Raw genomic sequence first — 13,029 nt, 5'->3', positions numbered from 1 at the left:
TTGAAAACAACAAAAGGAGAACACATATGATTCACAGATCATATGTGTTCTTCTCTCTTTCGTAACGATTTTTCTCTTCCGTTTCTATTGACTGTGTCTCTTCCAGGTGAAACGCCGAAAGTGATTGCAGCAGGTGTTCCGCCAGTCCCGCCAGCTGGTCGGCAGAGCGAACGATCAGTTCCATGGCGGCACTTTGCTCCTCCACCGCAGCCGATATGCTCTGCATACCCGCAGAAGCTTCGGCGGAAGCGGATGAGACCTCCTGGGCCACTCCTACCACTTCCTGGGCACTGGGGACCATCCGGGCAAAGGCCGTGCTGACTCCCTCCATCTCCCCGGACACCCGCAGGATGTTTTGTTCGATCTGCGCAAACAGCTCCCCTGACTGCTGAGCTGTCTTCATGCCATGAACCACCGTGGCGGTGCCGTGTTCCATCCGCTCCACGGCCTTCGCTGTATCGGACTGGATTTCTCCGATCATGGAAACGATTTTTTGGGCGGCCTGGTTGGTGCCTTCAGACAGTTTGCGCACCTCACTGGCGACCACCACGAACCCTTTGCCATGCTCGCCGGCACGTGCCGCTTCGATGGCGGCGTTCAGTGCCAGCAAATTGGTCTGGCGGGCAATCTCGGTAATCACCTGAATGATTTCGGAAATCTCTTCTGAACGCTGTTCCAGCCCTCTGATCACCTGCGTGGTTGACTGTACCGCCTGGCTGATCTCCCTCATGCTGGCGATAACCGCTTCGATGGCCATCCGCCCGGATTCCGTGTGGAGTTTCATCTCCGTTGAGGAAGAGGCTACCTTTGTTACGTTTTCCGTCGCCTGACGGACATCGGCGGTTAATTCTTCGGCAAGCGTCAGCGTCTGCCCCATCTTATCCACCTGCAGGTCGGAGGTCGCTGCCACATTGTCCACCACCTGAACGATGTGCTGGTTGGACGCGGCAATATCGCTTGTGTTGCCGTGAATTTCCTGGGCGGCGCTCGTCACGGAGACGGCTGCTGTCTGCACTTCCCGTAAGATGTCGTGCAATTGACTGCGCATCGCATGCAGGGAGCGGGCCATCTCTCCAATCTCGTCTTTTCGTTTGAAGAGCGCCGGATGGAAGGCAAAGGTGAAGTCCCCCTGGCCGATTCTCTCGACCACAGCCAGCATCCGGGAAAACGATTTGCGCAGGCCGCGCGCGAATACGGCGGCGATCACAATCACGAGAACCAGAACGATGCCGTTAACGACCAGGCTGGTGTTGCGTATCTTGTTCGGTCCCGACATGATCTCGGTCATATCCATCTCCGCCAGGATCGCCCAGGTCAGTTTTCCTACCTTCACCTGGTCGTAGGAAACCAGCACTTCATTTCCGCGGTAGTCGACGGCCACTGTCGTCCCGGTCGGCTGATTGGAAAAGAGAACAGCCTGTGCCGTCGGGGTCTCCACTTTTTGTTTCAACAGGGTTTCCTGACCATTCCCCAAATCGGTTCGCATCAGTTTATCCTGACCGAGAAGATAGATTTTTCCAGTTTTCCCCAGACCATCCCGGCGGTTCAGTTGTCGGGATATGTAGTCGAGTGGCACCTCCCCGGCCAGTTGACCAATCAACGCTCCGTTTTCAAAAATGGGAACAGAGATGAAGACGGAGGGAACGTTGCCGGACGGCTCATACCGTCTGACGTCCGTCAGCTCCGGGCTTTGCGCCTTGAATACACGCTCCGCAGCATGGCCGAGGGCTGTTCCTTTCCATTTGCCGTCGAGAAGGTTGGCCCCGAAATCGGATTGCGGCTTTGTTTCGTATACGATGTCGCCCGTTGCATTGATCAGATAGGCGTTGGAAAACCCATACCGGGCGACAAACATCTTCAGCTCTTTTCCGTATTCATACTCAACTTCCTGGTAGGCAGGCGACTCTTTTCCTTGCTTCCAGACCCGCTCGAACTCAACCAGGCCCTGGATCACCGAACCTGTACCGGCCATGGCCTCCATGTTTTTGGAGCGTTCGCGGAAGTAGTTTTCCACCTGTTCCTTGTTGCTGTTGCGAAGCGCCTCCAACGTAGCGGCGCTTCCCTGCAAGAGTTCCTGTTTGGTCTGCAGGTACGCAAAAACCCCGGCCACAGTGAGCGGTACAATTCCCACCAGCAGCAAGGCGAGCAGCACCCGTGCCCCCATTTTCATAGCATAGCCCCCCATCATCGTGACGACTCTACCTCGTAAAAACCCCTGCAAAGTTACATCCTGTGCCCCGCAGGGGGTTGAAGAATGATTCGATGATCCTATTTTCTCTATGAATGATAAGAATATCTTACCAAAAATACAGAAAATAAAAAACTATGCTATATTTTTGATTTTTCAAATCCTATAAAATCCCTATACTGTCTCCACGATCATTGCGATTTCATCGCAAACCGGCAGCTTCGAGCAGTTGATGCAATCCTTCCAAACCTTCTGTGGAAGCGTCTCTTTCGGAACGATGCGAAAACCGCACTTCTCAAAAAACTCTTTTTGGTAGGTGAGTGCCAGTGCGCGATTGATTCCCAGCACCCTGCACTGTTCCACCAGGTACAACACCAATCGCTTGCCCACTCCCATCCCCTTCGCTCTCTCGGCGATGGCCAGGGAACGAATCTCCGCAAGGTCTTCCCACAGAATGTGCAAACCGGCGACACCTACCACCGAATCCCCGTCATGAGCCACGATAAAGGACTGCAGATGCTCGCATACGGACAGTTTGGTGCGTGGGAGCATCAACCCTTGTTGTGCATATTGATTAATAATTTCAAGCATCTGGTCGACGTCTTTCATTGTCGCTTGACGTACTGTGAGGGCTTTTGTAGCACTCATCTATCCATTCCTCCACTTCGGCACTTCAACCTGATTGTGAATAATAATTATTCATTATGATATATAAATATACATTCCCTCCCGCAAGAAGTCTATCCCTTTTTCTTGTCGGAGAATGGATATGCTATAATATGGAACGGAGGTGTTTTCCTTTGACGACACGCAGAGAACGAAAGAAACGCGAAACCAGACAAAAAATTTTTAACGCGGCGATCAAGCTGTTCAAAGAGCACGGATTTGAGGCAACGACGATCGATATGATTTCGGAGGAAGCTGACGTAGCTCGCGGAACCATTTTTCTTCATTTTACGTCAAAGGAATCGATCCTCGCGAACTGGGGCTATGAACGTCTTCAGGAAATTGAAGAGCGCCGGGAAGAATGGGATTTCGGGGAAAGCTGCAAACAGCGCGTGCTGCGGATCTACAAAATTTTAAACGAAGTCAATATTCAAAATTACGATTTCATCAAAGTCCTGATCGAGTCCTCCATGAAACACCGCAGAGTTCTGGAATCGGAGAAAAACGTCTACATTGAGCTGCGCGAACTGTTCGCCGACCTGATTGAGGAGGCACAGGAAAAAGGGCGGCTCAAAACCAAATTCAACCCTCTGGTCGCTGCCAACATGCTGGAAAACATCTATTACAACGCTCTGTACGATTGGGTGCGCAGCGAAGGCGCCTGGCCGCTGGAAGAGATTATGGAAGAAAAGGTGTCGATTGTGTTTGAAGGGCTGGACGCTGAGTAAAGCGGCGGGGTCCTCATGACGCCTTACCCCGCCGCAACCGCCTTTTCTCCCTGCTGCAGTTGATACATCTGATAGTACTTCCCCTGCTTTTTCATGAGTTCTTCATGGTTCCCCCGCTCGACAATCTCACCGCGATCCAGGACGAGAATCAAGTCCGCGTTTTTAATCGTAGAGAGCCGGTGCGCGATGATAAAAGTCGTGCGGCCCTTTTTCAACACGTCCAGGGCTGTTTGGATAATGGCCTCGGTCTCGGTATCAATGCTTGATGTCGCCTCATCCAGAATGAGGATGGCCGGGTCAAATGCGAGGGCGCGAGCAAATGAAATAATCTGTCGCTGCCCGGCAGACAACGTGCTGCCTTTTTCCACGACGGGTTCATCAAACCCGCTGGGCAGGTGACTGAACAACTGGTCGGCTCCAACGTCGCGCAGCGCCTGCTCTACCCGCTCCCGACTGATCGCCGGATCATCCAGGCTTACATTGGAGGCGATCGTCCCCGTGAACAGAAACGGGTCTTGCAGCACGATACCCATATGCTGGCGGATGAGCTGCCTCGGCACATCCTGCACATTGCGACCGTCTATGAAGATGGTGCCGTGATTGACATCGTAAAAGCGAAACAACAAATTCATGATCGAGCTTTTGCCCGAGCCGGTGTGTCCGACCAAGGCGACCGTTTCCCCTTGCTTTGCTTCAAACGAAATGTGTTTCAGTACATACTGGTCTTCCTTATAGGCAAAGGAAACATTGTCGAAGCGCACATCTCCCCGGTAACGCGGCAGTTTCCCCTCATCGACATCCACTCCATGCTCATCCAACAGCTCAAACACCCGTTCTGCTGCAACCCGCGCCTGTTCCAGCTGGCCCAGTTGATTCACCATATTGGTGATCGGCTGGAACAACCGGTTGAGATAATCGACAAAGGCATACAAGACCCCCATGGTCATCACGCTTCCGATACCCTCGGAGGCACCGCCAAAGTACCAGATCAATGCGACAAAGGAGATGTTCTTCATAGCCAGCACAAGGTTAAAGGAAGCAGCCGCATTCAGGCTCAACATTTTATTTTGATAGGTAAAATGCTCTTCGTTCAGCGCCTCGAATTCCCGCTTCGTTTCCGTTTCACGGCGAAAGGCCTGAATGATCGGCATTCCCTGAATCGATTCGTTAATCATTCCGTTGATATCGCTGATCCGTGCGCGAATGACGTGATTGTATCGGGAAGCAACCCTTCGATAAAACGTAAACCAGACCACGAGGATCGGCAGGATGGTCAAGCAAACCAGCCCCAGCCTGACATCCAACAGGAACAACGCGACACAAATCCCGATCAGGTATATGCCGCTGGTAAAAAACGCAGCGAGAACCTTTACGAACAGCTCATGGATGGCCTCTGTGTCATTGGTGATACGGGCCACCACTTTGCCGGCCGGGAGGTTATCGAAATAATGGATGGGCAGCCGTTGAACCTGCGCGAATAAGTCGTGACGCATTTTCTGGATGATTTTATTCGCTGACACCTGCAGCATGTACTTCTGTCCATAGTGAAAAAACGATGCGATCACCAGTAAGGCAAAGTAACCTGCAGCCAGAGTGAACAAGCTGTTCCTTTCCGGTTGATAAAAGGCATAAAGCTCGCTCTTGGTCAATTTCACCGAGGCTTGATCGATAAAATAATAATCACGGCCAATCTGCCGCACCCGCACTTCCTTCCCCTTCGGCTCCCCTTCTGCAAAGCGGTCCGCCCGTTTATACCATTTGCCGTTGTATAGTACGGCGTGGTCTCCCTTTGTCGTTTCATACCAGGGAAACTCAATTCCGAGAATGTGCGTATCGATCATCTTTTTTGCCAAAAACGGCCCTGTCAGCTCTGCTCCGGCCGCGATGGAGAGCATCAAGAGCGCAAGCAAAATGGTCTTTTTGAAACGCATTGCGTATTGAAACAACCTTTTCCCTGGTGTCATGGCGTCACCGCCCTTTCCGTTACTTGTGCTTCCACTTGCTGTCGTTCGAATTGTTCCTTGTACCAACCCGCTTGGGTCAGCAGCTGTTCATGTGTTCCCTCTTCCACAATTCGTCCTTCGTCGAGGACGATGATCCAATCGGCATGCTGCACAGCCGACATGCGATGGGTGGTAATCACCGTGGTTTTTCCGGCACGCACCCGACGAATGTTGGCGATCATTTCTGCTTCTGTTTTTCCGTCAACGGCGGACATCGCATCATCCAACAGCAGGATTTCGGGATCCACCAGCAAAGCCCTCGCAATGGACACCCGTTGTTTTTGTCCTCCCGAGAGTGCGACTCCCTTTTCCCCGACGAGCGTTTCCAGGCCATCCGGCAAGAACCGGACATCCTTGGCAAACGAGGCAAGTGTCAATACTTCCTGCATGTGCTCTTCCGTGCTTTCTTTCTTTCCAAATAGAATGTTCTCTCTGATTGTCCTGGAAAACAGGAATGATTCCTGAGGTACATACCCGATCCAGCTCTTGACACTGTTCAAGGCTATTTGCTCAAGCGGGACGTCGGAAATGGTAATCGACCCTTTTCCCAGTGGGTACTCACGCAGCAGTTGTCTGATCAGTGTCGTTTTCCCGCTTCCCGTCCGTCCGACGATCCCGAGGGTTTGGCCCCTCTTCAGGGTAAAGGAAACGTCGGCGAGGTTATCCACTTGAGAAGTCGGATAGCGAAATGTCACATTCTGAAAACGAATCGTTTCCGGAACGGCCACAGGTGCCGCATCGACAGGCTCCCGGACGTCAGGCTCAGAGGCCAGCGTCTCGTTTACCCGATCGAGCGAGGCGCTGCCCCGCTGCATCACGTTGATCAGTTCCCCGATGGCAAACATCGGCCAGATCAACATCCCCAGGTACATGTTGAAAGAGACCAGTTCTCCCAGCGTCAGCTCATTTTGAAACACGAGATAACCGCCATAGATAAGCCCGATCATATAGCTGATGCCGACCAGCATTTTGATCGTGGGTTCAATCAAAGATTCCACTTTGGCCACAGCCATGTTTTTGTGAAAGACGTCCTCTGTTTGAGCGTGGAACCGCTTCTGATCGGCCGCTTCCTGCACATAGGCCCGAATCACACGCACACCTGAAATCGACTCGAGGGTTCGGTCGTTTAATTCGCCAAACGCATCCTGCGCCCGGGAAAACCGTTCGTGAATCAACTTTCCGTATCGGTTAATGGCAAACGCCATCAGCGGAAGCGGAAGAAGAGCAGCAAACGTCAGTTTCCAGCTGATCAGAAACCCCATGGTTATGACAATGACGGCCATGTAGCTGCTGGAGTCAACCAGCGTCAAAATGCCAAAGCCGGCTGTCATGGATACTGCTTTCAAGTCATTGGTCGCCCGCGCCATCAGGTCGCCTGAGCGATTCCGCTGATAGAACGACGGCGTCATTTTCAACAGATGATCCATCAATCGGGAACGCAGCGTCCGCTCCACCAGAAACGAGCCGCCAAACAATTGATAGATCCAGACATAGTTGATCAGGTACGTCAGCACGAGCACCGCCGCGAAAAAGAGAAGGATGTCTCTCAATCTCTCGCCCGTCAGCGTGCCTAGCTGCAGGTCGTCAATGGCAACCCCTACGATTTTCGGGGGGATTACTTCCAGAACCCCGCCTAGAATGAGAAACAGAACGGCGACGGTGTAACGTTTCCAATGTTGTTTAAAAAACCAGCCCAACTTTCCTATTACCGTGAACATCTGCTGTCATCTCCTCCCCACAAAAAAAGACATACCGCTCGCAAGCAATATGCCTCTGCACACAAAAAAGCACATGTTACGATGGAAAACGTAACCTGCGCCATTTGGTTGTCTACATTTTAACGATGAAAAGTCCAATTACAAACGCTCAAATGGAATGGTTACATCATGTATCAAGTTGTTTGCTCGTGTACGAACCATTGCAATCATGACGTAACCCCCTTTCCATTTCGTTCCATTTTCATTTTCATTGTATGTTGAAATTTACCATTGTTATTCCTTTTCTGTCAACTTCTGTTTTCCAGCCGGTGCGGCAGGTAGGGTAATGGCAGCGACAGTTCCCTTTCCGATTTCGCTGTCAAAAACCAAAGTTCCGCCCATCGATTCTACAATTCGAAAGGAAACCAGCAGCCCCAAACCTGTTCCCTTTTCCTTCGTCGAAAAAAACGGTTGCCCAAGCTGTCCCAGCTGCATCGGGCTCATACCCTGCCCCTGGTCGCGTACGGTGATCACCACATTCCTGCCGCGTCGGTTGGTGCGAATCTCCAGTACGCCCCCGGCCGTCATTGCCTCGATACTGTTTTTCATCAAGTTCATCAGGGCCTGTTTCAATTTGATCGCATCACCGCGGATCAACAGCCCGTCTTCCGCGAATGAATGGATCTCTACCCCGTTCATCACCGCAAAAGAAGACATGCTGACCGACACATCAGAAGCGATTTCCCCCATATTGAGCGTGGAGATCGTCTCTACTTGTGGCTTGGCCATGCTTAAATAATCCGTGATGATATACTCTGCACGGTCCAACTCTGCCAGCACGAGCCTGATGTACTCCTGATTCTTCTCATTGCTGTGCTCCCGCAGGAGCTGCACGAAACCGCGGACAACTGTAAGTGGATTGCGCACCTCGTGAGCCACGCTGGCAGCCAGTTCGCTGATCATACTCAACTTTTCCGAACGAAGAACCTGCCTGCGGATGAAGGTGGTTTCCCGAACATACTCCGTCAGGTAGATGACCACCATCATTACGCAGATATGCACACTCCCCACCAATACGATCGCGTCCAGACGATTGAAAGCCACCTCCAATGTCTGTTCCTGAGCCAAGGAAACGCAGATGATCGCGATGGCCGCCGAGAGCTGCTTCACCCCTGCCATTATCATGCCAAGGACCATTTTTTTCACGATCGAAAAACTGAGCCAGCGCTTCACGAGCAAGAATGGGAGAACGGCGTACAGCGCATAACCAAAGAGGGTTACGAAAAAGCCTTCCCCCCCCAGATAAAAGCGGTAGAGGAACGTCACTGCTGCAGTAATGATCCCCGGCCCAAAGCCCCCGTAAAGGATGCTCAGCATTAACGGAATGGAGCGCAGATCGTAGCGAAGCCCCCCGTCAGTCTGTATGGGAAACGTCATGCACAGCAGAACACTAACAGAGCTTACTACCGTAACCAGGTAAACGTCCATCTTCGGCCAACGAGAGGCGTGCCGTTCCAGCCAGATGCTTTGGTACAGTAAAATTGGTACGGTGATAAAGAGCAGCTGCAGCAGTATCTCTTTTATGATTGGCATGCATCTTCCTACTTTTTCTAGAAATTACCTGTTCTATCAAGCATACCACCATCTGGGAGATGAAGAAAGAAAAGAATTTGTTTTTTCCCTTGAACCCGGTGTACGCGTCTCCCTTTCACCCAAAACGTTCAAATGTTCGTTATCGACGGCCACATCAAAGCGTTGAAGCAGGACCCGATTCTGGATTTCTTTTATGGATTACACGTAGGTGAATGGGAAGACATTCATTTCGTGACGGTATTGGAGATTATCTCGATCTTAACCATTTTGCTTGTCCTATCGGGCTTTGTTTACTTCCTTCCAAAACGCAAGGCAATAAGAAAACCCACCCGGCATTAGCTATCCTCGACCCACTCGGCGTTATCTATCGCTGTGCCGAGTGGGGTCCCTTTCTTCGCCGGGCGGGGCCCCGAACCCTTTTCTAGCGGCTGTATGGGATGTCCAAATTTATTAATTCTTATACACTAAATAAAGCTTCTGTCGAAGCCCTTTCGTAGAAGCTGGTTCTTCCTTAGAGGAGGCTTTTACGAAATATGGACCTTGCCAAATATCGCAAAGAAGAAAAATTGGTGTTCTACTCACTGGATGATGAACATGTGCGACATCTCATCTCTGCTGGGATAGACCATGCGAAAGAGGAAAAATGAATGTCCGAGCCAAAGGATGACTCGGACATTCCCTCGCCTATCATTCAAATAATTAATTGAGTGATTGTTCGTTCCTCCCCATCTTTTCCTTGCAAAAGACCGGTACATTTCCCTATGATGGAGGAGGAATGGAGGTAACGAATAACGTGCGAGACACAATTAAGCGTGAAGATATCGAACTATTGGCCCCTGCCGGCAACTGGGAGTGCCTGAAAGCGGCCGTTGCCAACGGAGCCAACGCCGTCTATTTCGGTGTGGAAAAATTCAACGCCCGGGCGCGCGCCGAAAACTTTCACATGGCGGAGCTGCCTGAAATCATGTCCTATTTGCATATGTACGGGGTAAAGGGCTTCCTTACCTTTAATATTCTCGTCTTTGAAAACGAATTGCAGGAAGCGCGCGAGCTGATCGAAGCCTGTATCGACGCAGGTGTGGACGCAGTGATCGTTCAGGACCTGGGCTTGGTCAAACTGATCCGCGAAATCTCTCCCGATTTCCCGATCCACGGTTCGACACAGATGACGATCACTTCTCCGGAAGCGGTGGAGTTTACCAAGCCATTTCACATCGAGCGGGTCGTGCTTGGCCGAGAAAACTCGTTAAAGGAGATACAGGTGATCGGCCAAAAGGCAAAGCTGCCGATGGAAGTGTTCGTTCACGGCGCTCTCTGCGTCTCCTATTCCGGCCAGTGCCTTACCTCCGAGATGTGGGGCGGTCGTTCCGCCAACCGCGGAGAGTGTGCGCAGGCCTGTCGTCTTCCTTACGACCTGATGGTAGACGGCGTGGAAAAGGACATGGGCAACATCGCCTATCTGCTTTCCCCCAAAGATCTGGCTGCCATCGACATCGTGCCCGAACTGATTGAGGCGGGAGTCACTTCCTTTAAAATCGAGGGACGCCTCAAATCGCCGGAGTACGTGGCCAATGTCGTCAGCAAGTACCGCGCCGCCATCGACCGCTACTTCGCCGGACAAAATCCCGAACCGAGCCAGGCGGAAATCCGCGAACTGCAACAAAGCTTTTCCCGCGGTTTTACCCATGGCTTCCTCAAGGGAACCAACAACAAAACGCTTCTGGACGGCACCTTCCCGAAAAGCCGCGGCGTCTTCCTCGGCACCGTAAAAAAAGTGCTGAAGCATGCGCTGCTCGTCGAAGTCACGTCTCCGCTGAAGCGCGGCGACGGCATTGTATTTGACGCTGGTGACCCAACGCAGAAGGAAGAAGGAGGACGCGTCTACGACATCCTTGCGCGCGGCAAAAAAGTGGACGGCGAGGTAGAACGAGGCCTGTATGAGATCGTCATGGGCCGAAACGACGTCAACCTGCAGCGTGTGAACGTCGGCGACCGCGTCTGGAAAACGAACGATCCGGAATTGAACAAGCGGCTTCGCAAAACCTTTGAAACAGACAAGCCGTACTTCACCTTCCCGCTTGGGGTCCACGTCTTTGGACGTCTCGGTGAAAAGCTGCAAACCACCTGGGTGGATGAGCAGGCCAACCATGCTGTTTCCGTTCAGTCGGATTTGCCGCTGGAAGCAGCTCTCAAACGCCCTCTGACTCACAGCCTGCTGCACGAACAACTGGGGAGACTGGGAGGCACTCTGTTCCATCTGGACGCGGACCGATTGACCGTCGACCTGGAAGGAGAGCTGATTCTCCCCGTCAGCGAACTGAACCGCATGCGGCGGGAAGCCGTTGAGCAGCTCGTCTATCTGCGCAGCAAGCCGCCTGTTTACCAGAAGCGTGCGGTTGATGTCTACTCCGACGTTCCAGCCATGCAGCAGGTAGAACAGCCGCTGTTGACAGCCCTCTGCCGATCGCTGGAGCAGGTGGAGGCGGCGGCGCAGACGGACGTCGATTTTCTTTACGCCGATTTTGAGTTCGTCAAACAGTACCCGGATGCGGTGAAACTGGCCCATCAATACGGCAAAAAGATTGGAATCGCCACCATGCGCATTCACATGCCGGACGAAAACGGCGTCCTTGCCCTGATCGCTCGGAGCAAACCGGACGCCATCCTCGTCCGCAACACGGGCGCGCTCTACTATTACATGTCCCGCCGACACGAACTGAACATCCCGCTGATCGGTGACTTCTCGCTCAACGTTGCCAACCACAAAACAGTTGGTCTGTTCCTGGAGTGCGGGCTGGAGCGCGTGACCGCTTCGTACGACCTGAACATCCAGCAGATGCTGGATCTCTTGAAGCACAGCGATACGTCCAAAATCGAACTGGTGATTCACCAGCACATGCCGATGTTTCACACGGAGCACTGCGTCTACTGCACCTTCCTCAGCGAAGGTACGGATCACACGAACTGCGGCACACCGTGCGAATCGCACCGCATCTCGCTCAAGGACCGCGTCGGCTTCTCCCATCCGGTCCGCGTTGACACGGGCTGCCGCAACACCGTATACAACGCCATCGATCAGTCGGGCGCCGAATACCTGAACGAATTCAAAAAGCTGGGCGTCTGCAGCTACCGCGTGGAGTTCCTGGAGGAGGAGCCGGAGCGGGTACAGGAAGTGATCCGTCTATATCGGCAGGCCCTGCGCGGCGAAGTGAGCGGCACTCATGTTTGGAAAACGCTGAAGGCAACCAACCAGCTGGGCGTTACGCGCGGCCAGCTGACCAAATAAAAACGATCATGAGTTCGATAAGGACAGCAATGTTTGCCGGACTTATCGGACTTCCTTGGAGGAGAAGAAAATGGCAGATTTACGTCACCCATCGCAAGAGAATCTGGCAGTGATCATTGAGGGGATCAAGTCCAGGCTGAACATGGCCAACACCGCCGTGATGCGCCCGGAGGATTTTGACCTGTCTCATTACGACGATCTTCTCTACCTGTACAACATGGTCCAGAAAAAAACCAGCTTCAGCATCAACGAGATGACCGCCATCGTCGAAGAGCTGGGCAGCATGCGCAAGCAGTCCTGACAGCAAACGAACGCCGTACCTCCAATGGGTACGGCGTTTTTTTTAATGAAATTCAACATCAATTCTCTTTTTCGTATTGGGTTCGGTCTTGGGCAATCGAATCTCGAGTACTCCATTTTTATAAGTGGCCTTTACTCCTTCTTCGGAGACTCTGGCTGGCAACGCAACCGATCGTTGAAAACGGCCGACAAACCGTTCTTGTCTATGCATCTGTTCGTTCTTGATTTCGGTAGTCCGGTTAACGCTGCCGCTTATGGTCAGGATGTTGTTATCCACTTCAATGTGCACATCTTCCTTTTTTTCCAAGCCAGGAATATCACATGTTGCGATGACCTCTGTGTCCGTTTCGTGAATGTCTATACTGGGCATTCCGAACCGATTATCAAAATGACGGAGCGAAGGAAGACCAGTCTCGAAAAATCGATCTAAATCTTTTCTCATGTTCTCAAGCACGCGAAACGGTTCGTAAGGGATTAACGCCACGATAATGCCTCCTTGTAAATTTATTTACAAGGAATATTTTTCATCGAATCACGGATTCTTATTCAACAAAAAACGCGGAACCTT

Annotated in this window: 9 protein-coding genes and 1 pseudogene; 4 read left to right on the top strand and 6 right to left on the bottom strand. The window is 52.0% G+C overall.

Annotation, left to right across the window (positions count from 1 at the left end):
- Positions 1-31: 31 nt before the first annotated feature.
- Entirely contained in the window at positions 32-2,170 is a 2,139-nt protein-coding gene (locus ACE99V_RS00135; RefSeq protein WP_400488917.1) for a methyl-accepting chemotaxis protein, read from the bottom strand.
- 192 nt (positions 2,171-2,362) lie between these two features.
- On the bottom strand, positions 2,363-2,836 hold the full coding sequence (locus tag ACE99V_RS00130) for an N-acetyltransferase (protein WP_400488916.1): 474 nt from the start codon (positions 2,834-2,836) through the stop codon (positions 2,363-2,365).
- A gap of 152 nt (positions 2,837-2,988) precedes the next feature.
- Between ACE99V_RS00130 and ACE99V_RS00125 the strand changes: the two genes are divergently transcribed.
- The gene (locus tag ACE99V_RS00125) at positions 2,989-3,582 is read left to right on the top strand and encodes a TetR/AcrR family transcriptional regulator (RefSeq protein WP_400488915.1); all 594 of its coding nucleotides are present in this window, start codon (positions 2,989-2,991) and stop codon (positions 3,580-3,582) included.
- A 23-nt stretch (positions 3,583-3,605) separates the two neighbouring features.
- On the opposite strand, the gene ACE99V_RS00120 is transcribed toward ACE99V_RS00125, so the two are convergent.
- From ACE99V_RS00120 to ACE99V_RS00110, 3 genes are all read right to left on the bottom strand, one after another.
- Positions 3,606-5,546, bottom strand: coding sequence for an ABC transporter ATP-binding protein (locus ACE99V_RS00120; protein ID WP_400488914.1), 1,941 nt, complete (start codon positions 5,544-5,546; stop codon positions 3,606-3,608).
- Complete coding sequence (locus tag ACE99V_RS00115; protein ID WP_400488913.1) at positions 5,543-7,303, bottom strand: ABC transporter ATP-binding protein; 1,761 nt, start codon at positions 7,301-7,303, stop codon at positions 5,543-5,545. Before ACE99V_RS00115 ends, ACE99V_RS00120 begins: the two co-directional genes overlap by 4 nt.
- 273 nt (positions 7,304-7,576) lie before the next feature.
- On the bottom strand, positions 7,577-8,875 hold the full coding sequence (locus ACE99V_RS00110) for an ATP-binding protein (protein ID WP_400488912.1): 1,299 nt from the start codon (positions 8,873-8,875) through the stop codon (positions 7,577-7,579).
- 518 nt (positions 8,876-9,393) lie between these two features.
- On the opposite strand from ACE99V_RS00110, the pseudogene ACE99V_RS00105 reads away from it, so the two are divergent.
- The 3 genes and pseudogenes from ACE99V_RS00105 to ACE99V_RS00095 all read left to right on the top strand — a co-directional run.
- A pseudogene (locus ACE99V_RS00105) lies at positions 9,394-9,522 on the top strand (transcriptional regulator); the annotation flags it as partial.
- 146 nt (positions 9,523-9,668) lie between these two features.
- Positions 9,669-12,161 carry a U32 family peptidase gene (locus ACE99V_RS00100; protein WP_400488911.1) on the top strand — a complete coding sequence of 831 codons (2,493 nt, stop codon included), beginning with the start codon at positions 9,669-9,671 and terminating at the stop codon, positions 12,159-12,161.
- 70 nt (positions 12,162-12,231) lie between these two features.
- Positions 12,232-12,462 (top strand): DUF1128 domain-containing protein, encoded by a 231-nt coding sequence (locus ACE99V_RS00095; RefSeq protein WP_400488910.1) that lies wholly within the window; start codon positions 12,232-12,234, stop codon positions 12,460-12,462.
- Between the two features lie 42 nt (positions 12,463-12,504).
- Here the strand turns inward: ACE99V_RS00095 and ACE99V_RS00090 are convergent, their stop codons facing one another.
- Complete coding sequence (locus tag ACE99V_RS00090; protein WP_400488909.1) at positions 12,505-12,945, bottom strand: Hsp20/alpha crystallin family protein; 441 nt, start codon at positions 12,943-12,945, stop codon at positions 12,505-12,507.
- Between the last annotated feature and the right edge of the window lie 84 nt (positions 12,946-13,029).

Source organism: Brevibacillus soli (assembly GCF_044759095.2).
GTDB lineage: Bacteria > Bacillota > Bacilli > Brevibacillales > Brevibacillaceae > JBIYSM02.
Note: the sequence above shows the minus strand (reverse complement) of the source record. Positions and strands in the feature narration are given on the sequence as shown.

Coding starts and splice junctions, on each gene's coding strand:
- ACE99V_RS00135 (WP_400488917.1), bottom strand. CDS start 2,170: ATGAAAATGGGGGCACGGGTGCTGCTCGCCTTGCTGCTGGTGGGAATT.
- ACE99V_RS00130 (WP_400488916.1), bottom strand. CDS start 2,836: ATGAGTGCTACAAAAGCCCTCACAGTACGTCAAGCGACAATGAAAGAC.
- ACE99V_RS00120 (WP_400488914.1), bottom strand. CDS start 5,546: ATGACACCAGGGAAAAGGTTGTTTCAATACGCAATGCGTTTCAAAAAG.
- ACE99V_RS00115 (WP_400488913.1), bottom strand. CDS start 7,303: ATGTTCACGGTAATAGGAAAGTTGGGCTGGTTTTTTAAACAACATTGG.
- ACE99V_RS00110 (WP_400488912.1), bottom strand. CDS start 8,875: ATGCCAATCATAAAAGAGATACTGCTGCAGCTGCTCTTTATCACCGTA.
- ACE99V_RS00095 (WP_400488910.1), top strand. CDS start 12,232: ATGGCAGATTTACGTCACCCATCGCAAGAGAATCTGGCAGTGATCATT.